The sequence below is a fragment of the Brumicola blandensis genome (genome assembly GCF_031846165.1).
Taxonomy (GTDB): domain Bacteria; phylum Pseudomonadota; class Gammaproteobacteria; order Enterobacterales; family Alteromonadaceae; genus Glaciecola; species Glaciecola blandensis.
In genome coordinates, this window is record NZ_JAVRIE010000004.1 from 100,033 (window position 1) to 124,074 (window position 24,042).

At 43.1% G+C, this 24,042-nt stretch carries 17 protein-coding genes and 1 pseudogene; 10 read left to right on the forward strand and 8 right to left on the reverse strand.

Translation table 11 applies throughout. From position 1 onward, the window contains the following. The first annotated feature begins 147 nt into the window (after nt 1–147). Nucleotides 148–3,951, forward strand: a complete 3,804-nt coding sequence (gene putA / locus RM544_RS10945; RefSeq protein WP_311361832.1) for a bifunctional proline dehydrogenase/L-glutamate gamma-semialdehyde dehydrogenase PutA — start codon at nt 148–150, stop codon at nt 3,949–3,951. 25 nt (nt 3,952–3,976) lie between these two features. On the opposite strand, the gene RM544_RS10950 is transcribed toward putA, so the two are convergent. Together RM544_RS10950 and RM544_RS10955 are read right to left on the reverse strand one after the other, a co-directional pair. Beyond that, on the reverse strand, nt 3,977–4,591 hold the full coding sequence (locus tag RM544_RS10950) for a trimeric intracellular cation channel family protein (protein ID WP_311361833.1): 615 nt from the start codon (nt 4,589–4,591) through the stop codon (nt 3,977–3,979). A 42-nt stretch (nt 4,592–4,633) separates the two neighbouring features. Further along, nucleotides 4,634–5,245, reverse strand: a complete 612-nt coding sequence (locus tag RM544_RS10955) for a TIGR04211 family SH3 domain-containing protein (protein WP_311361834.1) — start codon at nt 5,243–5,245, stop codon at nt 4,634–4,636. Between the two features lie 157 nt (nt 5,246–5,402). On the opposite strand from RM544_RS10955, the gene RM544_RS10960 reads away from it, so the two are divergent. Beyond that, on the forward strand, nt 5,403–6,893 hold the full coding sequence (locus tag RM544_RS10960) for a CYTH domain-containing protein (protein WP_311361835.1): 1,491 nt from the start codon (nt 5,403–5,405) through the stop codon (nt 6,891–6,893). Nucleotides 6,894–6,908: 15 nt separating this feature from the next. Here the strand turns inward: RM544_RS10960 and RM544_RS10965 are convergent. Beyond that, a pseudogene (locus tag RM544_RS10965) lies at nt 6,909–7,007 on the reverse strand (GAF domain-containing protein); the annotation flags it as partial. Between the two features lie 325 nt (nt 7,008–7,332). Between RM544_RS10965 and ahpC the strand changes: the two are divergent. From ahpC to RM544_RS10980, 3 genes are all read left to right on the forward strand, one after another. Next, a complete protein-coding gene (gene ahpC, locus RM544_RS10970) occupies nt 7,333–7,896 on the forward strand; it encodes an alkyl hydroperoxide reductase subunit C (RefSeq protein ID WP_311361836.1) in 564 nt (187 codons plus the stop codon). Nucleotides 7,897–8,298: 402 nt separating this feature from the next. Next, a complete protein-coding gene (gene ahpF, locus RM544_RS10975; RefSeq protein ID WP_311361837.1) occupies nt 8,299–9,888 on the forward strand; it encodes an alkyl hydroperoxide reductase subunit F in 1,590 nt (529 codons plus the stop codon). Nucleotides 9,889–10,146: 258 nt separating this feature from the next. After that, nucleotides 10,147–12,063, forward strand: a complete 1,917-nt coding sequence (locus RM544_RS10980; RefSeq protein WP_311361838.1) for an alpha-amylase family glycosyl hydrolase — start codon at nt 10,147–10,149, stop codon at nt 12,061–12,063. A gap of 30 nt (nt 12,064–12,093) precedes the next feature. Here RM544_RS10980 and RM544_RS10985 read toward each other — a convergent pair whose 3' ends face one another. From RM544_RS10985 to rpmE, 3 genes are all read right to left on the reverse strand, one after another. Beyond that, nucleotides 12,094–13,170 carry a LacI family DNA-binding transcriptional regulator gene (locus RM544_RS10985; protein WP_311361839.1) on the reverse strand — a complete coding sequence of 359 codons (1,077 nt, stop codon included), beginning with the start codon at nt 13,168–13,170 and terminating at the stop codon, nt 12,094–12,096. Nucleotides 13,171–13,323: 153 nt separating this feature from the next. Further along, nucleotides 13,324–14,574: a malic enzyme-like NAD(P)-binding protein gene (locus RM544_RS10990; RefSeq protein ID WP_311361840.1), complete on the reverse strand. Its 1,251-nt coding sequence runs from the start codon at nt 14,572–14,574 to the stop codon at nt 13,324–13,326. Nucleotides 14,575–14,944: 370 nt separating this feature from the next. Beyond that, nucleotides 14,945–15,157, reverse strand: a complete 213-nt coding sequence (rpmE, locus tag RM544_RS10995) for a 50S ribosomal protein L31 (RefSeq protein ID WP_311361841.1) — start codon at nt 15,155–15,157, stop codon at nt 14,945–14,947. A 331-nt stretch (nt 15,158–15,488) separates the two neighbouring features. Between rpmE and priA the strand changes: the two genes are divergently transcribed. The 4 genes from priA (at nt 15,489) to hslU (ending at nt 20,441) form a co-directional block, all read left to right on the forward strand. Continuing rightward, the gene (priA, locus tag RM544_RS11000; RefSeq protein ID WP_311361842.1) at nt 15,489–17,696 is read left to right on the forward strand and encodes a primosomal protein N'; all 2,208 of its coding nucleotides are present in this window, start codon (nt 15,489–15,491) and stop codon (nt 17,694–17,696) included. A 38-nt stretch (nt 17,697–17,734) separates the two neighbouring features. Next, the gene (locus RM544_RS11005) at nt 17,735–18,442 is read left to right on the forward strand and encodes an SPOR domain-containing protein (protein WP_311361843.1); all 708 of its coding nucleotides are present in this window, start codon (nt 17,735–17,737) and stop codon (nt 18,440–18,442) included. Nucleotides 18,443–18,516: 74 nt separating this feature from the next. Then, complete coding sequence (hslV, locus tag RM544_RS11010) at nt 18,517–19,041, forward strand: ATP-dependent protease subunit HslV (protein ID WP_311361844.1); 525 nt, start codon at nt 18,517–18,519, stop codon at nt 19,039–19,041. Between the two features lie 71 nt (nt 19,042–19,112). Then, nucleotides 19,113–20,441 (forward strand): ATP-dependent protease ATPase subunit HslU, encoded by a 1,329-nt coding sequence (hslU, locus tag RM544_RS11015; protein ID WP_311361845.1) that lies wholly within the window; start codon nt 19,113–19,115, stop codon nt 20,439–20,441. Nucleotides 20,442–20,683: 242 nt separating this feature from the next. Here the strand turns inward: hslU and RM544_RS11020 are convergent, their stop codons facing one another. Further along, complete coding sequence (locus RM544_RS11020; RefSeq protein WP_311361846.1) at nt 20,684–21,640, reverse strand: hypothetical protein; 957 nt, start codon at nt 21,638–21,640, stop codon at nt 20,684–20,686. Between the two features lie 65 nt (nt 21,641–21,705). Beyond that, nucleotides 21,706–21,921 (reverse strand): hypothetical protein, encoded by a 216-nt coding sequence (locus tag RM544_RS11025; RefSeq protein ID WP_311361847.1) that lies wholly within the window; start codon nt 21,919–21,921, stop codon nt 21,706–21,708. Between the two features lie 434 nt (nt 21,922–22,355). Here RM544_RS11025 and RM544_RS11030 point away from each other — a divergent pair, with 434 nt between their 5' ends. Further along, on the forward strand, nt 22,356–24,041 hold the full coding sequence (locus RM544_RS11030; protein ID WP_311361848.1) for an autotransporter assembly complex protein TamA: 1,686 nt from the start codon (nt 22,356–22,358) through the stop codon (nt 24,039–24,041). Nucleotide 24,042 lies beyond the last annotated feature (1 nt).

Below are 24,042 nucleotides of genomic sequence, written 5' to 3' on the forward strand. Positions count from 1 at the left end.
TGCAAATTGATATCAAATTAATAGGCTCTGTTTCCTTTTAAAGACAGTCAAATGAAAAAAAGTATTCACAAAGGTAGTTTTTGCTTTCAATTGCGATTATCGTACGGGCAAATTGTAACCCTGCTGAACTTACTTTGAGGTCTTTCAATGTTAGTGAACAATAGTATTCAAAATGTTTGTCCAATCCGTCAAAAAATTCGCGAGTTTTACCGTATCAATGAATCGGAGGCGATTGACCATATTTTGCCTGAAGCGGAAGTCAACATGGCGGCTCGCAGTCGCGCATGGGAGCGGGCACGCAGAATGGTATTGCAAATTCGCAGGGAGCAAGAAGGACACGGCGGTGTTGATGCACTGCTAAATGAATATTCACTATCGACAGCAGAGGGTGTGGTATTAATGTGTCTTGCTGAAGCTTTGCTTCGAGTACCAGACAAACACACTCAAGAAGAGCTCATTCGTGACAAATTGTCTAAAGGTGAATGGACACCTCACTTAGGTAATAGTGACTCGATATTTGTGAATGCTTCTGCCTGGGGTTTATTGTTTACTGGCAGTATGGTGAATTACGCAGATAAACGTAAGTCTGAGCAGTTTGGCCTATTGAAGAAAACCATGGGCCGCTTGGGTGAGCCAGTGATCCGCCGAGCGATGAAAATAGCCATGAAAGTCATGGGCCGACAGTTCGTGATGGGCGAAAGTATCGAAGACGCGGTAGAACGTGCTGCTGAAAAAGAAACACAAGGCTATGTTTACTCTTATGACATGTTGGGCGAGGGTGCTCGCACAATGCGCGACGCCGACCGTTACTATGACGCCTATGTGAAAGCCATTGAAGTCATAGGTAAAGCAGCGAAAGGTCGTGGGCCTCGCTTAAGTCCGGGCATTTCAGTAAAACTATCAGCTATTCATCCACGCTACGATTTTGCGAAATATGAGCGTGTTATGGAAGAAATCCCAGCCAAGCTAAAAGCACTGTGTCTTATGGCAAAGAAATACGATATCGGCCTAACGGTTGATGCTGAAGAGTCTGAGCGTTTAGATATTTCTTTGGATATCATTGAAAAGGTGTATAGCGATGAAGATCTTGCAGGTTGGGACGGCTTCGGCTTAGCGGTTCAGTCATACCAAAAACGCGCTATTTTTGTGATTGATTGGCTGCGTGATATTAGCTTAAAAGTCGGTCGTAAAATTATGGTGCGTTTAGTCAAAGGCGCCTACTGGGATACAGAAATAAAGCATTCTCAGCAGGGAGGTTTTGATGACTTTCCTGTGTTTACCCGCAAAACGTCAACGGATGTTTCTTATCACGCCTGCGCTAACAGATTATTGGCTTACAGAGATTCTATCTACCCTCAATTCGCGACCCACAACGCCTACACCGCCTCAGTCATTATTGAACTGGCTGGCGATGATAAAGAAGGTTTTGAATTCCAATGTTTGCATGGCATGGGCGACTCCTTATACGACCAAGTCGTAACAGAAGACAATATTCAGTGTCGTGTTTATGCACCGGTCGGGATACATGAAGACTTGTTGGCTTATTTAGTTCGTCGTTTATTAGAAAATGGGGCTAATTCATCCTTCGTGAATGCCATAGTGGATGATAGCCAACCGGTTGAAGCGCTACTTGAAGATCCTGTTGAAAGAACGCAGCGGCTGCAAGTACGTGAAAATCGTCAAATCGCCATGCCTATCGACTTGTATCAGCCAGCTCGTGTTAATTCTCGTGGTTTTGATATTTATGATGTGACAGAAACGCAGAACTTTTCATTTAGACTTGACCGCTGGTTCAAGGAATACACTCGACAGCTTTCAGAACTTGAAACTGATAGCGATGACGTGATTGTAGTGAAGAACCCTGCCTTACTCGATGAAGTCGTCGGTTACCATAAGTTGCATACGAAAGAGCAAATGGCAGAGATGTTGTCGCGCACGAGCAAAGCCGCTGAGTCATGGTCTCAAGTACCGGTAGACGAAAGAGCCGAGTTATTGATGCGAACAGCAGATATCCTCGAACGCCATATGGATGAACTTATTGGTTTGTGCATAAAAGAAGCTGGCAAAATAACGCAAGACAGCATTGATGAAGTCAGAGAGGCTGTGGACTTCTGTCGCTATTATGCGGTTGAAGCACAACGCTTAGATCCTCAAGACCGTCTAGTGCCACGCGGCACTATCTTGTGTATTAGCCCATGGAACTTCCCGTTGGCCATTTTCTTAGGACAAGTCGCAGCGGCCTTAGTGACGGGCAATACCGTCATGGCCAAGCCAGCAGAACAAACTAGCTTAATAGCAAAGCGTGCTTTGGAACTGATGATCTCAGTAGGCTTGCCAGAAGATGTGGTCAACCTTGTTGTCGCGCGTGGTCCTGATGTGGGAGAAGTCCTGTTACCGGATGAGCGCATTCAAGGTGTCATGTTCACTGGTTCTACCCAAACCGGTACCTTGATCTCTCAAATTCTCGCTGAACGAGGGACTGAGCAAGTCCCCTTGATTGCGGAAACGGGTGGTCAAAACTGTATGATTGTCGATTCAACGGCTTTACCAGAACAAGTCGTGGACGATGTGGTGATGTCTGGTTTCCAAAGCGCTGGACAACGCTGTAGTGCGTTAAGAGTGCTATTCGTTCAAGAAGATATTGCAGATGATGTGACTGACATGATTGTCGGTGCGATGAAAGAACTGAGCCTAGGCGATCCCTCTAAACTCTCAACCGATATCGGACCGGTTATCGATGAAAAAGCCTTATCTTCATTAACTAGCCATGTTGAAGCAATGGAAGGCAAAGCGAAGTTGATCTACAAATGCGATATGCCAAGTGAAAATGGTACTTTCTTTGCTCCTCATCTGTTTGAAATTGACAATATTGATGTACTGGAGCGCGAAGTATTTGGTCCTTGTGTACACATTATTCGCTTCAAGGGAAAAAATATCGATAAGGTTATTGAGCAAATTAACGGCACTGGTTTTGGGCTAACAATGGGCATTCATTCGCGTATTGAAGAGAGAGCTAACGAATTAGCTAGACTCTCCAGAGCGGGTAACGTTTATATCAATCGTAATATGATTGGTGCAATAGTGGGTGTGCAGCCTTTCGGCGGACGAGGCCTTTCTGGAACAGGTCCTAAAGCTGGCGGTCCAAACTACTTACCACGATTAATGAAAGAAAAAGCGACGCCAAAAGATGCCTCACAAATCGATAAATATGAAGACGATAAAGCGATTTTGAGTGACGACACAGCCGTTGCTGAAGCAAATGATCTGATGGACGCAGCAGTGGGCATTGAAAACAAGTGGAGACTGTCTGCTCTCAATGACCGTGTTTCGTTTGTACGTCAACTATTGGCAAAAGTAGCCAACGTAGAAAGCGTTGAAGAACTCGCCGATGACTTGAACAAAACTTTAGCAACAGCAAGAACCCAGTTGATAGCAATCGAACGTCGCTTGAAATCGCCCATGCAACTACCTGGACCAACTGGGGAGTCAAATACTCTACATCTTGAGCCGCGTGGCATATTGGTTTGTTTCGCAGATAAAGACGTTACGTTTGAATATTGGACACTGTCTATCGTAACTGCACTTGCAACCGGTAATACCGTTATCTCTGTGGTCTCAGATTTATTTTATGACGAAGCATGCACTTTTAGAGATAAGCTAGCGAGTACTGGGGCGCCCAATCATGTATTCCAAGTGGCTAAACTACGTCACTTAGAGGCCTTATTGGTGCATGAAAACCTTGCCGGTGTGGTTATCGACAGTAACACCGATCGAAGTGCCCATATATCGGCAAAACTGGCTGAGCGTCAAGGCGCAATATTACCGGTTATTACAGCTGAATATAATGACAACCTGATACAACGTTTAGTGACTGAGAAAACAATCAGTATTGATACTACGGCCTCGGGCGGTAATACCTCATTGATGACCATGGTAGAGGATGACGATTAACACTAGCGAAGGTAAGGTTGTAAAGCTATTGAAGCCCGCGATGCGCGGGCATCGATAGATTAGTCAGTATGGCTAAGGCTCTGACACCGAACGCGACAACACACCCTATTGCCACAGCATAAAGCCCCCGGATATCAAGTAGGCTGTCACAGACACAATAAGCAATTGCGCCGAGCAGAGAGGCGGTAATATAGATCTCTTTTTGGAATACCACTGGTACGTCGTTTAAAATAACGTCTCGAATAATCCCACCCAAACACGCACTGAAGACACCCATAATGACTGCCACCGGTATCTCGGCCCCTAAAGAAAGTGCTTTTTGTGCACCTAACACACTGAATAAGGCCATACCGATTGCATCTGCCCAGAGTAATGCCTTGGACTTTCGCGAGATTTGTTGAGTAGCAAAGTAAGTGATAACAGCAGAGACACTACAAATTACCACGTAGTACCAATCTACTAGCCAAAAAACAGGGACATCGAGGATCACATCTCGGAGTGTGCCACCACCTATACCGGTAACATTACCGATGAATACAAAACCTACCCAATCCATCTTTTTCTTAGCCGCAAGTAAAGCGCCGGATACAGCAAAAGCGGCGGTGCCTGCAACGTTAATAATAAAAAGCAAGGTGAGCATAAGGCTTTCCTACTTCAAGCTATTGCTTGAGGACGATGAACATTAAAGAAGAGGATTTGATTTTCCGCGCTTACGAGCATACAAACCAAGTAGAAAGCCGAACAAAACACTGACCAAAGCAAGCACTGTTCCGCGAGTAAACCAACGCATTTGGTCATTGCGATCCTTTCGGTCAATGACACGAGCAAGTTCCGCTTTTTCTTCAAGGCTCTTGGTTAGACTTCGATTCAAACTGAGGCGTTGCTTTTCAGCATCTTGACGATCGCGCTTGGCTTTTCGCATGGCGTTCAGTGCTTCATCAACTTCAATTTGTTGCTCAGCGACCCTTTCTCGGGCTTGAGTGAGTTCAGCGCGAATGGAGGGGATTCGACTCACAAATTTAGATTCAACCCAGCCTGTGCGACCTCTATCGTCCTCTATTTGCGCATAACCCGCACTTGAATCTACTTCGAGCAATGACACCATCGTCCCCGCGGTAATTGAACCGAGTATACGAAAGTCTCTTCCGGGCCCCGCGTGTAAATAAATAAAAAGCTCGTCAGAAATATAACGAACCTCGCGTGGAGCGTCTGTTTCTTGTTCGGTTTCTTGTGCTGAACTGAGAGGAGATAACAATAGGAATACTACTGTTAAAAAGGCCAAGTTTACCTGCATAGTTATTCGCTACACCATTTGCTGTTTTCGTGATTAACATAAATATTAGGGACTTATGCTAGTGATAACAAGTCGCTTGTTGAAAGGTTTGCGAATATTCACATTCAAAGCTATTGTAAGCAGCCTATTTAGCTGCCAAATGAACGATATATAGACCATGGAAATTGAGTTAAAACTTGTTGCTGATCAAGATGCCTTAGCTACCTTTGAACGTCAAATCATGCCTAAACTGAAAGGGACATTGGAACGCGCTGCCTTCGATGTATTCAATGATTATTACGATACGCCGGAGCAATTTTTAGGGCAACGAAAAATGGGCTGTCGAGTCAGAACAGTTAACGGACAAATTGAGCAGACTATAAAAACCCAAGGCAAAGTAGAGGGAGGATTGCATCAACGGCCTGAATACAACGTTGACATTGACTCTTCTCAACCAGACCTTGAAAAATTCGAGCGAGAAATTTGGTCCGAAGATATTAATGTTGAAGAAATTAACCGACAATTGGTGGTTCAATTTTCAACGCACTTTCATCGCGTCACTTTTGATATTAAAGAAGGTGATAATCACATTGAGTTGGTGTTTGATTCAGGTGCTGTCAAACGCCAAAACGAAAGTCTGCCGATCAGTGAGATTGAAATAGAATTAAAAACGGGTGCACCGTCGGCACTATTCGACCTGGCTGACGAAATTAGCAAAGTAACACCGGTTCGCCTGAGTAATGTGACTAAAGCAGCCAGAGGGTATCAACTCCTCAACGGCAATATGCCTGAAACGCGGTCGTTACCAGACTTTCTGTCACTGACCAACGATGACAGCACTGAAGATGGTCTATGTAAAGCCATTGAATGCGCTCTTTCTCATTGGCAACATCATGAATATGTTTTTCTTCAAACAGGGCATCAGGGTGCCTTAACGGAAATTGCTAAAAGCGTGCACTTACTTTTACAAGGGGTTTCTTTGTATCTACCGGTTTTGCAGTGCCAAGAGCTTCTTAGTTTACACAAACAATTGCTAGTGCTGTCTGAGCAATGGAGCTGGCAAGATGACCTCCAATGTATACGTAAATTACGCTCTAAAAAAGGCCCTTTCAGCCGTCGAATCCCAAAGAACCAATCCTTATTGAGTTACTTAAATGGACGTAGAGAGGGCTTACTTAGCGTGCAATCACCTGAGCAATTACTTTTGTCTATTGAAAGTTCGCAGGTGCAATTAGGGGCGTCGCGTTTGTTGATTGAAAAACCATGGCAAGATCAAGCGACAGGTCACCAAATTCCTGTGCTTAAACATGCAAAAGGATGGTTGTCTCAGGGCTGGCAAACAGTGATGCAAAGTTTACCCGCTAAAAAAGGCATGGACCATACCAAGTATATTGCCTTAGAAGTATTGCTCAAACAGACCTTGATGACAGGGTTTTTATTGGCCGATTTATTCGCTGAAAGCCGAGGTAAATTCAGAGCGCCTTGGTTGGACCTGATTGAAGGCATTGAAGAAATTAAAGCCTTGTTATTCTTACGCAGTGTATTAGACGAAGTGGATATAGAAGATAGTGCCGACTTAAACACTTGGATTAGCGATAAGCTAAACAGCGTTATCACAGTGATGGAGAAAAGTCGTAAAGTTGCAATGAATGCAGAAGTTTATTGGTAGGCTGCTAAACTATGAAAATGCAATGTCACGATGTGTTTCATCAACACTCAAGCCAACTTTAGATTTGAACCATTGTCGCCGATGATCAATCAAGCTTACCAAGACAAACGGCGACACTTGCCTGTTTTTCACGTTTTAAGTACTTAAAATTTAAACAAAAGTGAATAAATATTGTTAGCCCCCTTGAATCGTACTAATTCGCCATCACTATGGATCCTTAACCGCGAAGCGGCAGTAAGCATAAAGGTAAATTTTATGTGGATACGAGTGAGTTCTCGAACTTTTTGTTCAAGCCTTGTTCTCTAATTAATTAATCTGGTTAAGCGAATCGATTTTATTCAATTTATTTATTTATGTTTTGCGCTTATCTTTACATCAAGCAAAACGGAACACCGTTTTAACTCTTAACATTACTTACTAAACTTAAAGGAAACGTAATATGTCTATGATCAACAAATCAATCCCAGACTTTTCAGTAGAAGCATTCCACGATGGTGAATTTAAAACTATCACTAGTGAAGATGTGAAAGGCAAATGGTCCATCTTCCTTTTCTACCCAGCGGATTTCACATTTGTATGCCCGACTGAGCTTGAAGATATGGCGGCTAAGCACGAAGAACTTCTTGGCTTAGGTGTGGAAGTATATTCAGTATCAACTGATTCTCACTTTGTACACAAAGCATGGCATGATGCGAGCGACGCGATTGGCAAAATCAAATATCCAATGCTAGCTGATTCCACAGGTTCACTGACGCGTGCTTTCGATATCATGATTGAAGAAGAAGGTCGTGCTTTACGTGGTACTTTCCTAGCTAACCCAGACGGTATCGTAAAAGTAGCTGAAATCCACGATTTAGGCATCGGTCGTTCTGCGGCAGATATGGTTCGTAAGGTTAAAGCAGCACAATACGTTGCTAACAACGACGGCGAAGTTTGTCCTGCAGCTTGGGAAGAAGGTCAAGCAACATTGACGCCAAGCCTAGACCTAGTAGGTAAAATCTAAGTCAAATTAGATTAATGCGATTGGGGAGCCAGACTCCCCAGTCATTCCCGCACCAAGTTTTGTAGCAATGGTGCAATACTGAACGCTTTGAGACACGCTCATGTGTAATAGCAAACGCTTTTTAAAGAAGCGACACCAGTAAAGAGTTTCAGTCCGTATTTTGGCTTGATTCTTTTGCTGAAGGATTAAGTTTTCAAGGAAAGTCTGCTTTAGCCCTAGTGCTCACACGTAGACGAATAAAACTATCACAGACATTCTAGGCTTGAAAAATGGCCGGGATAGTCATGACTAAAATTACTAGAATACAGAGTGAAACTCTTTATCTAAAACTGAATAAATGACCCTGAGTACATAGGCCAACATAGCAAGAAATGTACAGCGGGAGAAAAGAGGAAATAAGAGATGTTAACTAAAGATATATTGAATGCCCTAGCGCAATACACGAAAGATATGCAACACAAGGTGACACTCGTTCTGCAAACGGGTGAGCACAGCAAACGTAGCGAACTGAAAGATATGTTAAGCCAATTCGCATCGATTTCAGACAAAATAACACTAGAAGAGAGAGATGACAGTGAGCGTTTTCGCAGCCCAGTGACTTTCGGACTCGACGTAGATGGGAAACCAACTGGTATCGTCTTCTCTGGTGTGCCTGGTGGTCATGAGTTTAACTCTTTTGTCCTTGCTGTACTGCAGTCTGGTGGCGTTAAATTGAAGTTGGATGAGAGCATCCAAAAGATGATCAAAAAAGTCGTCAATCCACTTAAGTTCCAAGTTTTTGTGAGCTTAAGTTGTCACGCATGCCCAGATGTTGTCCAAGCGATGAATCAATTTGCCCTATTGAATGACAATATCGAAGCCGAAATGATTGATGGCAGCGTTTACCCTGACCTTATTGAAGAGAAAGGTATTCAGGGTGTGCCGACGGTTTATATGAATGGCGAAGTGTTTGCTACCGGACAAATCGATACGGCAAAATTGATCGACAAGTTAGGTGAGACGCAAGCTGAGATGTTCCAAGCGAGTAACGATGTAGAGCAACTGCCTTTACAAGATGTCACGGTTATTGGTGGTGGTCCAGCTGGCGTGGCAGCAGCAATATACTCTGCTCGAAAAGGCTTAAATGTCACGATTGTTGCGGACCGTTTTGGTGGACAAGTAAAAGACACGATGGGTATTGAAAACCTTATTTCAGTGCCTAAAACCACTGGGCCTGAATTAACTAACTCACTTATGGATCACCTTAATGACTATGAAGTGAATGTACGTGAGCATTTGCGAGTAGACAGTATAGAAAAAGGTGATATTAAGAAGCTGACACTCACCTCTGGTGAAGTGGTTGAGACGAAGACTATCATCATAGCAACAGGTGCAAACTGGAGAGAGCTAGGCGTGCCTGGAGAGAAGGAAAATATTGGTAACGGCGTTGCTTACTGCCCACATTGTGACGGTCCTTTCTACAAAGGAAAAGACGTTGCAGTCATCGGTGGTGGTAACTCTGGTGTCGAAGCAGCCCTAGATTTGGCAGGTATTGTAAAATCGGTCACTGTTTTTGAGTTTCTACCAGAGTTGAAAGCAGACCAAGTACTGATTGATCAAATTAATGCTCGTGACAATATTTCGGTCATTAAAAACGCTCAGACTAAAGAGATATTAGCGGCTGATGGTAAAGTGAATGCCATTGAATATATCGATAGGGACACCAGTGAAGTGCATCAAAAAGAGTTACAAGGTGTCTTCGTTCAGATTGGATTAGTGCCAAATAGTAGTATTCTTAAAGGCATCGTTGATTTAACCAAGTATGGTGAAGTAATTATCAATGAGAAAGGACAAACAAGCGAAGAAGGTATTTTTGCTTGTGGTGACGTAACGACCGTGCCATATAAACAAATAGTTATTGCGATGGGTGAAGGTGCAAAAGCTTCTCTAGCTGCTTATGACCATATTTTAATGAGTAAGCCAGCTGTCAAAGCTGATTCCGCTGCTGCGTAATTCTGTTAAATCTTGGATGAAAAAAAGGCGCTTCCGTCTGAAAGAAGCGCCTTTTTAAATGTGCCGCCACTAATGAGAATGGCGACAGGGACACACAACTTATCTCTTTAATTAACCGTCTTAAAGGATTAAGTTAACACTATCAGTTTCAAACTATCCTGTAAATGCGTTGTTAATGAATTTTCTTTTTATCATTGTTTAAACGCTGTTTGTTATGTATATTTATATTAACAAAGTAACTTAAACGTTTAAATTCATATGAAGTTCAGTAGCGAAGCTGAGAAAACCTTAGCAAGATTAATACATGACTTGGATTTGAGCTGTTTTTCGGCAGCCCAAAAGACAGTCTTTGAGCACCGTTTGCAGCAAGAGTTTCCCCTGTTGTTCAGCATGCTACTGGACGTATATGGAGATCAGTATGATTTCTATTATCACCTCCAGCAACTTATGGTCAGCCTGAGAGATGCTTTTGACGCGAGAAAGCCTGCGCTTAAGAAAAAAGATGAGGCAAGCTTGAATGATGGGCCTTGGTTCAAAGACCACAAGAGCCTTGGTATTGCTTGTTATGTTGACTTATTCGCAGGTGACCTCGCCAAACTAAAAAATCGTATTCCTTATCTTGTGGATTTAGGTGTGACTTATATTCACCTCATGCCTTTATACAAATCGCCTGAGGGCGACAGCGACGGCGGCTATGCCGTATCTGACTATCGTCAAGTTGACCCGAAGTTAGGGACTATCGAAGAACTGGCTGCTTTGGCTGATGCATTTGCACAGGCGGGTATCCATTTGGTCTTAGACTTTGTATTCAACCACAGCTCTGATGAACACCAATGGGCAGAAAAAGCCAAGCAGGGTGATCCTGAATTTCAAGATTATTACTGGATGTTTGAGTCGAAAGACTTGCCGAATCAGTATGAAACACACTTGCGAGAAATCTTTCCGCAAGTGCGCAAAGGTAACTTCACCTGGTGCGACACTTCGAAGCGTTGGGTGTGGACAACGTTTAATAGTTTCCAATGGGATTTAAACTATTCTAACCCGGCTGTTTTTAATGCCATCACCCAAGAAATGCTATTTCTAGCAAATATCGGCTGCGATGCATTACGGTTAGATGCGTTGGCATTTATATGGAAAGAGTTAGGTACTAACTGTGAAAACCAGCCAAAAGCGCACCGCTTAATTAGCGCCTTCAATGCGTGCTTAAAAATTGTTTCGCCCAGTGTTGTGTTTAAATCTGAAGCCATTGTTCATCCTGATGAAGTACTCAAATATATTGGGAAAGACGAGTGCGAACTGTCTTATAACCCACTGTTAATGGCGCTTATTTGGAATAGCTTGGCTACTCGAAAGACGAAGCTACTGACACAGTCAATGCAACAAAGTTTTGCTATCAGCCCAGATTGTGCCTGGGTTAACTATATCCGATGTCACGATGATATAGGTTGGACCTTCGATGATGCTGTTGCCTATGATTTGGGTATCAATCCCCATGACCATCGCTATTTCTTGAATCAGTTTTTTACTGGTCGCTTCGAAGGTAGTTTTGCCAAAGGAGTCGCATTTGCTGAAAATAAGGAAACAGGAGATTGCAGAGTCTGTGGCTCTCTTGCGTCGTTAGCCGGTCTTGAAAGCGCCTTAGAGCAAAACGACCAAGCGCTGATCGATTTAGCTGTTGCCAGAATACTCATGGTGCATTCGATTATTCTGAGTATTGGTGGTATTCCCTTGCTCTATTCTGGTGATGAACTTGGTTTGTTGAATGACTACAGTTATCAAAGTGATATAAACAAACTTGCGGACGACCGCTGGGTGCATCGTATCGCTGTAAACGACAAGTCCATAAAAAGGGCGACGGCGAAAGGAAGTCCAGAATTTGCTATTTCTTCTGGTCTTAAAAAGCTCATTTCAATCCGAAAGTCAGAATCACTTCTTGGTGAAGGTAGCACAGAAATATTGCAGACTAATAATGAACATGTGTTTGCTTATTCACGGAAAACAAATACGGAAGAAATGATCGCTTTATGCAATTTCAGTGAGCACCAGCAGTTTGTAAAAGCTGAGCATGTCGGTATTGAGGGTAATCAGCGGCTAGACCTAATTAGCCAGCAAAACCTGGTATTAACCAATGGCCTGATTTCGCTGGCGCCATATCAAATACGCTGGCTGAAGTAAAAAGACAGAGCAGAGGTATTCGATACTCGTTTAGGGGCAACTGTTCCTAACGATAAGTCGAGTGCCCAGCATAATATGTTGAATGTTCTCTTTTTCATCATCGCCTTTGGCGATTGCCTCTAAAAGTAGATTCGCGGCTACTTTGCCTTTTTCAATACTCTGTTGGCAAATAGTAGTTAAGCTTGGCACGGCGCGACTTGCCTCTGGGATATCGTCAAACCCAGTCAACACGATATCTTCAGGAATGCGGATCCCCAGTTCTTGACAGACACGTGATGCTGCTAATGCGTTTATATCACTCATACACAATAGAATATCGGGTCTAGGCACTGTTGATAGTGATTCTCTGGCTGCAATCTCAGCATGTTCTTGATCGTTTTCGGGGATGTGCCAGATGCGATCAAATGAAATGCTCATGTTGTTATCTTTGGCGGCCATTAAATAGCCCTTTAAGCGGCGCTGAGAAATTTCTCGCGATTCACTATTGAAGTCACTCTCAATGAGTCTACAAATCCTTTTAGAATCTACCATTCGCAGGCCAAGGACAGAGATATTAGGGCTGTCGTTCCCTTTTTTCTTTACGTATTCCATCGCGTGATTAGCAACAGTGCGAGAACCAATTTCATTGTCGATGTTCACCGAATGAGTGCTATCAATCAGGCAGTCGACATGCACGACTGGCTTACCCAGACGAAGTATGGGATCTAAAGTGGAGTGTCGAATCGCACCATAAATAATAAAGCCATCAGGTAACGATTCAGCGGTACGTTGTTCGGCCGAATCTATGTTGCCGGATAACAGTAACATTTGTTTGTTTTTTTCGACCAAAAGTTCTGCTACGCCCTGTAAAAGCTGACTTGCGACAGGGTCTGAAAAGCTATAGCTAAGTGAGTCAACCAATACCACACCAATGACGCCAGACGCGCCAATACGCAAAGAGCGAGCAGCTAAATTTGGACCGCGGTAACCAAGCCTTTCGCATTCAGCGAGGATCTTTTCTCTTAACTTGCTGGATAGTTGATCAGGGCGGTTGAAGGCATTTGATACAGTGGCAATAGATACGCCAAGTATCTTCGCAACTTGAGTGAGGTTCAGCTTTTTGGCCATATTCTTCTTTTTATAAGTGCATTGTTAGCTAGTGCTTGCATCATAACTTAAAGAACTTAAAAAAGCGCTTAAATTTTTAGACCGTACAATAAGAAACTATAAAAAAGCCACTTCAGAAAAAGTGGCTTAGCAATGACAAATAGTAGGTGTTATCTAAAAGTTATCCAAATAATCGTTCGGAATACTTTCAATCTTCGCCACACCAGATTCAATTGCTGCCAACGCGACAGCCGTGGCGATGCGTTTACACAAGCGAGGATCCATTGGCTTTGGAATGATATAGTCTTTGCCAAATGATAGGGCTTTGCTGTTGCTCGCTTTTAATACTTGTTCAGGTACATCTTCTTTAGATACTTCTCGTAGTGCTTCAACTGCAGCCACTTTCATTTCATCATTAATCGAAGATGCTCTTACATCTAATGCACCACGAAATATGAATGGGAAACACAACACATTATTGACTTGGTTTGGATAGTCGGAGCGTCCTGTTGCCATAATAAGGTCGTCACGGACTGCATGAGCAAGTTCAGGCTTAATTTCAGGATCCGGGTTAGAGCAAGCAAATACGACAGGCTTAGGTGCCATTAGTTTAAGTGCTTCTGGCGGTAAAATATCTGGGCCGCTTAGTCCTAAGAATACGTCGGCGCCTTCCAGAACATCTTCCAAGCTACGTTTGTCGGTATTGTTTGCAAACAAGGCTTTGTGTGGAGTTAGCTCTTCACGACGGGTATGGATAACACCTTTACGGTCAAGCATATAGATTTTTTCACGCATGGCACCGCACTTAATAAGCAACTCCATACAAGCGACAGCAGCAGCACCAGCGCCCATACATACGAAAATGGCTTCTTCAATTTTCTTACCCTGTATTTCTAATGCGTTCAACATACCCGCCGCTGTTACGATAGCTGTACCGTGTTGATCATCATGAAAGATGGGTACTTTGCAGCGCTTTATGAGTTCTTGCTCAATCTCGAAACACTCGGGCGCTTTAATATCTTCTAAGTTAATACCACCAAAAGTGTCTGCAATATTCGCCACTGTATTGATGAACTCTTCCGTTGTTCTGTGTTTCACTTCAATATCAATCGAATCTAAACCAGCAAAATGTTTGAATAAAAGCGCTTTGCCTTCCATCACTGGTTTTGATGCTAATGGGCCTAAATTACCTAGTCCTAAAATAGCGGTACCATTTGAAATGACGGCCACTAAATTTCCTTTGGCTGTGTAGCGATATGCAGCATTCGGATCTGCAGCAATCTCTCTCACCGGTTCAGCCACGCCTGGACTATATGCTAGCGCCAGATCTGTAACGGTGTCAGCAGGTGTCGTAAGCTCAACACTAATTTTGCCGGGCTTTGGGAATTCGTGATAATCGAGTGCTTGTTGGCGAAAATCTGGCATGAGATGCAGGGTCCTTTCAATAGTGTCAGTGATACATTATTTGGTAAGTTTTCATATTGACTTACCAACATTGAGCAAATGTAGCACAAATCAGCGCCGAATGAAGAATACAATCTATGAAAGATGGATGAATTTTATAACTGGTAAGACCATGATTTTACGCTGATATTTTGCTAAACGATGAGGATTATAATCGAATGCGTATAACGAACATTTATGAAGGTTAATGAGTTTATATGAATTTTTGTATGTTTATAAGTCGTTATAAATTTTCAACGCTGAAGACATCCGCGCTTTGTAAGTTTATTACGGGCGAAAAAAAGAGCACATAATGTGCTCTTTTCTCTTAAATCTGCTTTTCAGCAAACACTTACTTCTTGCTAAGTGCACCAAAACGCTTCTTAAAGCGGTCAACACGACCACCAGTATCAACATTACGTTGCTTACCAGTGTAGAAAGGGTGACAAGATGAACATACGTCCAAGTTGATGTCTTTCTTTAACGTTGAACGAACTGCAATAACGTTGCCGCATGAACACGTTGCTTTGATTTCGTCGTACTGCGGGTGAATACCTTCTTTCATTGGGATACCTTTTATTTTAGGCCGTCTCGCTATACAACCCGAAGTTGCACACCAAACGCATTTAATTAAATAGCAGATGATGTTATCAACTGCCGAAATTTGGACGCGCATAATAATGGACTTACCTCGCAATATCAAGCGGAAAGTGCATTTACTCGAAGCTTTCAAGCTAGGCTCGCATCAAGACAGTAGACCTGTACTTTTGTTGTGTTCTTTCATTCTGAGGTAATCATTGCTATTCGCTCTTGCAAGACCTTGATAGTATGTAGGTTTGACAAATGAGCATCACTGTCAGCGAATCGCTGTTGACTAATCGAAATAAGGAGCAAGCTTGCAAGTCGTTCAAGTCGCCATTCCAGTTCCCATGTACCAAGTATTTGATTACCGTATCGAAAGCGAAGATGTGGGGGACATTATTGCGTGTCGAGTACTGGTTCCTTTCGGACCCCGAAAAGTGGTTGGTATTGTAATGGGGCACGCCGAACACGCGATTGTTGAAGAGAAGAAGCTCAAGTCGGTTATTGAAGTACTCGATAGCACGCCAGTTTGCTCTGCTAGCATGCGAGAGCTTGGAGAGTGGATGAGTCGATATTATCACTATCCAATTGGTGAGGTGTTACACACCTTATTACCCGCGGCACTAAGAAAACAAGCGAGTGGCAAAACGAAAGCTTCAGTTCAAACCGAGACCATGCTTTATTTGAGCGATGAAGCAAAAAATATTGATGACGTAGACCCTCGTTTATCGCGATCACAAAAACAACGAGCCCTCTTTCATTTTATTCTTGCGAGTGCAGAGCAAAAAGCACCTCTAAGCAAGGTGAAGGATGAGTTTAGTGCTTCTGTTGTCAAAGCGATGATTGAAAAAGACTTGTTAATTAAACGAGAAGAAGAGCTACAAGTCGGAGACTGGAAACAGTCAATACAAATAGCTGATAAACCTTTAGCTAATGTTGACCAATCTATTGCTATATCAAGTGTAAACGTGAGCAATGGTTTTGATACTTTCTTAATTGAAGGTGTGACTGGAAGTGGCAAGACAGAGGTTTATTTGCAAATCATCGAGCCACTGTTGTTAGAAGGTAAACAAATTTTAATTTTGGTGCCGGAAATTGGCTTAACCCCGCAAACGGTTCAGCGCTTCGAAGATCGCTTTGGCATCCCAGTGGGCATGCTACATTCGAACTTGAATGATACTGAAAGGCTGACAGTTTGGCAGCAAGCTAGAGATGGCAATATTGGTATCGTTATCGGTACACGGTCTTCTATTTTCACTGAGTTGAAGAACCCAGGCATGATCATCGTCGATGAAGAGCACGATGAATCATTTAAGCAACAAGACAATCTGAAATATCATGCACGAGATATTGCTGTTTATCGCGCCAAACAGCTAAATATTCCCCTTGTCCTCGGCAGTGCAACTCCTTCACTCGAAAGTTTGCACAATGCGATTGAAAAGAAATACAAACATTTAGTTTTGCCTAACAGAGCCGGCAGTGCATCGATGCCAAGTCAGCGTTTAATGAATATCAAAGGCCAGCAGATGCAGTTTGGTATTGCGCAGGGCATGTTGGATAAAATGCGTGAACAATTGCAAGCAGGCAACCAAGTGATGGTGTTTGTTAATCGTAGGGGCTATGCGCCAGCCTTATTGTGCCACCAATGCGGACACGTAGAGTCTTGTCAGCGCTGCGATAACCCTATGACTGTGCATAAAAGCGTGAATAATTTGCAGTGCCATCGTTGTGCCGACACCCGATATTTGCCTAAACGCTGCCCGGAATGTGGTAGCGATGACGTGGATACTTTTGGGGTGGGCACTGAACAAATGCAAGCGGGTTTGGAGGAAATATTTGCAGAATACGATACTGTGCGAATCGATAGTGATACCGTAAGAGGAAAGGGTAAGTTAAACCGCCTTTTGCAGGACATCAATCAGAAGAAATACCAAGTGCTCGTAGGAACACAAATACTATCAAAAGGGCACCATTTTCCTGATGTTACGCTTGTACTTATCGTCGACGTGGATAGTGCTCTATTTAGTGCTGATTTCCGTGCACCCGAAAAACTCGCTCAATTAATCACGCAGCTGTCTGGACGAGCAGGAAGAAGCGGAAAAGCGGGTGAGATGTGGCTGCAAACTCATTGTCCAGAGCACCCATTACTACAAGACTTAATTAACAATGGCTATAGTGACTTTGCTCGGTATGCACTGCTAGAGCGGAAACATGCTGGATTGCCACCTTATGAACATCAAATATGTATTCGTAGCGAGTCTCACAAAAAAGGGCTAGCAATGGATTTTCTTAAGATTTGTGCCGATACCTTTACGCAGTTTCAGCACGCCAAAGTCTTGGGGCCGTTTCCTGCTTTCATCGAGAAACGACAAGGTCGATTCCGGTTTGTGTTAATCGTGCAGTCACCTTCTCGAAACTACCTGCAAAAAATAACCGAACAAGCGAACTTTGGTTTACAAACCTTGGCGATATCCCGCCAAGTGCGTTGGAGTATTGATGTATCTCCCATTGATTTTAGTTAGACGCTGATTAGAACGAAGCTTGCACAAAGAACCACCGAATGAATAAAATTTGCGAAATTAACGCGTTTTTCAGCGCAGAATTTTGTATAGTCTGCAATCCGACCAAAGCAATAAAGCGATATAATAAAAACAATATGGCGCAAAAAGATTACGTGGCCAGAAGCCAGAAAAAAAGAAAGCCTCCTGTTCGCAAAAAGGCTAAGCACAACGTCGCTTGGTTTAAAGTCGTTCTTGCCATTGCCGTTGTTGCAGCTTTCGTTGCGGGCCTTTGGACTCTCAAAGATATGGATGTGGATGATAGCGAGGCTACAGACACAGTTGTTGAGTCGGCAGACGCAACGACCTCAGAAAAAGACACATCGCCTAACACTTACACTAATCCGAACACTGATTTGGATGAAAAAGAGATTTTGCCTGAAATGGGTGAAGAAGAGTGGGAGTTCATCGAAGGCTTGCCGGAGTATGCAGTTGAGGTGGAAGTGGGTGAGATGCCGGGAGCTGATAAGCGTTATTTTTTGCAGTGCGGTTCATTTAGAGAAAAGTCGCGGGCTGAAGAATTGAAGGCTAAAATTGCGTTCCAAGGCTATGAGTCACAAGTTCGTCGCACTGTGGGAGAAAATGGGGTTTGGTATAAAGTGGTAATAAGTCCTCTAGAATCGAAAAGGATGGCGAATAGTATTAGCAACAAGTTGAAAAAAAGAGCTGGTGTTCGTAATTGTCAATATAGGGAATTGAAGTCAGATTAACGCTTGAAAAAAAATGATACTCCCCCACATATACTCGACAAGAAAATGTCATCGGTATTTCAGTAGGAGTTTACATGACAACGATCGTTTCAATCCGTCGCAATAATCAAGTCGTCATCGCGGGCGACGGACAGGTATCACTCGGGAATACCGTTATGAAGGGGAATGCTCGCAAAGTGCGTCGTTTATATCACGACAAGGTCTTGGCAGGTTTTGCGGGTGGCACCGCAGATGCATTCACACTGTTTGAGCGTTTTGAATCTAAGCTCGAAATGCATCAAGGGCATCTAACCAAAGCGGCGGTGGAACTCGCCAAAGATTGGCGTACTGATCGCATGCTGAGAAAGCTTGAAGCATTGCTTGCTGTCGCTGATCATACTGCATCCTTGATCATTACCGGTAATGGCGATGTTATCCAACCAGAACAAGATTTGATTGCTATTGGCTCAGGTGGCCCATTCGCACAAGCCGCTGCAACAGCACTGCTCGGCAACACCGAGCTTGGCGCACAAGAAATCGCAGAAAAAAGTTTAACGATTGCTGGCGATATTTGTGTGTATACCAATCAAAATCAGACTATCGAAACCCTCGATTACTAATTCATAAATTCAATCTTTCTGTGGCGCTCATGTAAGTTTGCCGTGAAGAAATAGAGCAAAGGTAAAAGATTATGTCAGAAATGACTCCTAGAGAAATTGTTCATGCACTAGACCGCCACATTATTGGCCAGTCTGATGCCAAAAAGGCGGTCTCTATCGCGCTAAGAAATCGCTGGAGAAGAATGCAATTAGAGCCTGAGTTACGTCAAGAGGTCACGCCTAAAAACATTCTAATGATAGGTCCAACAGGTGTGGGTAAAACAGAAATTGCCAGACGTTTAGCTAAGCTGGCAAATGCACCTTTCATCAAAGTGGAAGCCACTAAATTTACTGAAGTTGGCTATGTCGGAAAAGAAGTAGAAACTATCATTCGCGATCTTGCTGACATTGCCGTGAAGATGACAAAAGAACAAGCGTCGAAAAAAGTAAAATATCGTGCTGAAGAAGCAGCAGAAGACCGTATTCTTGATATCTTGTTGCCGCCAGCACAAAGTGTCAGCGGCGAAAGGGAAGAGCCTCAAGATAAGGGCACTCGCCAAGTTTTTCGCAAAAAGCTGCGCGAAGGCCAATTGGATGATAAAGAAATTGAAGTTGATGTGAGTCTACCGCAGGTCGGTGTTGAGATTATGGCTCCTCCTGGCATGGAAGAAATGACAAACCAACTTCAAGGGATGTTTCAAAATCTGTCTGGCGACCAAAAGAAAAAGAAAAAGTTAAAAATTAAAGAAGCGTTCAAATTTTTGGTGGAAGAAGAGTCAGCAAAACTTGTTAACCAAGAAGATTTAAAAGAAACGGCTATTGAGTCTTTGGAACAAAATGGCATTGTTTTTATAGATGAAATTGACAAGATTTGTAAGCGCGAAGGTAATCAATCAGGTGATGTATCTCGTGAGGGCGTGCAACGCGATCTGTTACCTCTAGTTGAGGGGTCTACGGTGTCTACAAAGCATGGCATGGTAAAAACCGACCATATTTTATTTATTGCTTCTGGTGCATTCCAAATGGCGAAACCTTCGGACCTTATCCCTGAGTTACAAGGTCGCTTGCCAATACGTGTTGAGCTTTCTGCATTAAGAGTCGAAGACTTTGTGCGTATTTTGACTGAGCCAAATGCGTCATTGACTCAGCAATATAAAGCACTGCTTAAAACTGAAGGAGTAGACGTGGAATTTGCTGAGTCAGGCATTCAACGTATCGCTGAAGTTGCTTGGCAAGTGAATGAAAAGACTGAAAACATTGGTGCACGACGCTTGTACACGGTGCTAGAAAGACTAATGGAAGAGATTTCATTTGAGGCTAGCGACAAAGCTGGCGAATCTTTACTGGTAGACAAAGAATATGTGAATCAGCATTTAGAAACTTTGGCAGATAATGAAGACTTAAGCCGATTTATATTGTAGTATACAAAACATAACGTAAGTCTTCGGTTTTATACCTTAATAGCGAATTAGGCAAGTCCTTGTTCTAAATAAGATTATAAACCGCTCAAGGTCTAGTCAACCCTGAGGAGCAAGTCGCGTTTAAATATTTGATGCAAGCCCCAATTACTCCGGTTTTTGGGGTTTTGTGTTTCTAGAGTATAATAAACGTCCATTTGGCGACACTTTATAGACTTATCCCTCGAAAATGCATCATGCTATGTTTAGTGTCTGCTTAACAGTAGTTTCATTAGCGCCTTGGTGATTGGATAGGAAGTGAGTCTTTCAAACCCGATGAACATGGGCGCCGGGTTGGCTTCTAAAAACACCAGTTCACCGTTCTTCCGTCGTATCCAATCTATTGCTGTCCACTGCATATCAAAGCTTATTCGTATCTTTTGTGCAAGTGACTCCTCCTGCTCGCTAAGCTGAATGCGATGGACTATTTGTTCTTCCGCGCTTTGCAAACGAAAATCTAAAAGTTTCGTTTCAATAAGGCCACTAAAGACCTCTTCACCAATGACATAAGTGCGAATGTTTTGACCAAGTATTTTTTCTTGCAGCGTGAAAGGGAAGCCTTTTATCAAATCAACATTAGTGCAACTTTCCGTTATCAGGGTTTGTGGGTCGTGTTGAACATCAAAAGCATGAGTCATGTATCCCGCGTGAACAGGTTTAGTAATGCAACTTTGACTTGAAGCTGAACGGACAGACCCATGGGGTAATACATTGCTTATTTGAGTTTTCGGTATTACTGCACCCAATGCTTTTGCTTTTTCCAATTGAATTGGCTTCGTTTTATGCAGTTGAAATGCTTGCCATGAGTTGCACCAATGGATTCGTGAGAAATTTAAGAGGGTTTGTAAACTGCAGTTCAATTCTTGCTGGTATAGCCGTTCATTGAAGTCTGTAATCTCTATATTACGAGGGAGCGAGGCATTTTCTTTGGGCAATTCGGGCACGTTTATTTGGCCCCAAAAGGCACTGCTAAATTTGCTTAAAGCGACGGTTCGAAAGCCATTATTTATGAAACCATCATTACGGTTTGGGCAGTACGAAAATGAGTAATCTTTAAATAGACGTTGCGAGTCGAGAATAAAATAATCCTGCTCGATTTTTGCCATTTCACTACTGAGGTGTCGTATGCTTTCATTGCCAGGAGTCCCTAAGAGTAAGATCATAGTTTATTCCATGAAGTGAAGGTGGCAGCTCAACCAGAAAGAACGGGAGCTGCCAAATACTAGGCTCAAAAGGTAGGTAATATTCCGCCATTTTCATTTTTGCCGAGTGTTATAAATGGCATTGGGATTTTTCCCTGTTCATTGATACCAATGGTATCTAGCCCGTCTTGAAAGGTCGAAACGGGGAAGCCTGTTGTATTGATGCCGGAACGAACATTCGCTCCTCCACTAACCTGTTTCAATTCTGACTTTTTAAGGATTTGCATAGTAGTTGATGTCATACTTATCTCCGATTTCATTTTTAAAAGTATTGCTGCGTAAGTTGTTAGGTGATAAGTGAGCGCCAAAGGCCAGTCTTTAAGATAGCCTGAGTCGTCACCGTCCTTGGTTTTACATCCGTTTCCTTAACAGACGCGTTCATCTTATATTCATGGCTGCTGTGGTACTACTGTACCCTAGGATTGTTCTTTTATTTCCTGATGAATAACTGGCCTAAAGTCTTGCCCACGAAGCGAAATAAAAGGACAATACGTGATCTCGTAGTCGGGGCATATGTCAGTCTTTTAAATGCATTCGATGTGCTTGCGGAAAATATCTTTATAGGGAGTAGGTTATTTCATTTTCATTTAGTAATAGAGTCTTAGTTTTCCTCTTTTACTCATTTATCTTCAGCACCGTTGCGTTCTCTAGTCATGCAAAATGGAAAGTAGAGGGCTTGGATTCTGGTATCGCCGAAAATGTAAAACTTCATCTTAATAGCGTCACTTTTCCTGACAACGAGTATGAACTAGCGCAATTTGAAGAACGCGTGCGCGAGCTCACGACGACAGCGCTGAGGGCTTATTCCTACTACAAAGCCGATGTTCAGATAGAAAACTTGAACAAAGCCGCATTCGAAGATGAAGGCGTTTTGATTAAAGTGACCTTGGGCGAAAAGGTGAAGGTGTCGAGTGTGCAGTTAGATGTTGATCAAGCGAGTACTCAGACAGCCCACTTTCCAGAAGAACTAAAGCAAGTTTTACAGAACTTTCAAGCAATGCAGGGTTTGCCCCTAGATCAATCCAAGTATGACGGCCTGAAGTCTCGCTTACAGTCCTTTGCTTTAATTTTTGGTTATTTTGATTTCAAGCTGAATCAACATCAAATCAAGATTAATTTAGCTAAAAACCAAGCTGAAGTCAGATGGGACTTGCGTTTCGGTGAGCGGCACAAGTTTGGTAAGCTGGACTATTTAACTGAAGACAAAGGCAGCTCGCTCGTTGAAGCTGTTATGCCATACAAAAAGGGTGATTATTTTAATCAACAGTTGCTAGGTGAATTTACTCAATCGGTGAGACAAACTGGCTACTATGAAAGTGTGGTCATTAGAGCAAACCTCGATGCAATGACGCCACAACAGAAAGCAGAAAAAGTCGTCCCCATAGAGGCATTACTAAGAACCAAACCGAGAGACACCTATCAATTTGGTATTGGCGCTTCTACAGATTCAGGCCCCAGAATTACCATGAATTGGAAACGCCCTTGGGTAAATTTGAGAGGGCATAGCCTATCTTCAGAACTGTATTTCTCTGCACCGAAGAAAACCATTGCCTTGGGTTACACGATCCCAATGGCAAATCCATTGAACGACTTTTTTAAAGTTCAGGTGGGTGTTCAGCAGTTAAATGAAGAGCAAAGAGACAGTGAGAACTATACTTTAGCGGCGCAGCGACAGTTTGGTGCCAAGCAGGAAAATGATTGGGATAAAATTGTATTTTTGCGCTATGAGTATGAGCGCTTCGTCCAAGGGATAGATGAAGAGCAGTCAACGCAACTATTGTTGCCAGGTATCACATTGAACCGGGTTAGGAAGCGCGGAGAGTTATTTATCGATTGGGGGGACAGGCAACAGTTCACCGTAGAGTCGGCCTCTGATCGAGTTATTTCTGATATTAATGTCCTTAGACTGACTGCGCGCACCAAGTGGATTCGAACTTACGGCAAACATCGCTTTATTTTGCGCGGTGATGTCGGTGCTATTGTGACCAACGACTTTGAACGAGTGCCGTCGAGTATGCGATTTTTTGCCGGTGGTGACCAAAGTATCCGCGGCTTTTCACTAAACAGCTTAAGTGAAAAAAGAATTGATGAAGCGACCGGCCTCCCGGAGTTGGTTGGTGCTAGGTTCTTGTCAGTCGCCAGCACTGAATACGCATACCAATTATATGATGACTGGCGAGCAGCCGTATTTGTTGATGCAGGCAGTGCTGATGATGATTTCGGTAAATCACCGGCCTATGGCGTAGGTGCAGGCGCACACTGGTTGTCCCCAATTGGTACTGTGCGTTTGTATGTCGCTCGTGGCTTTACAGACGAAGAAAACACATGGCGCTTACACCTCATTATTGGACCGGGGATTTAGC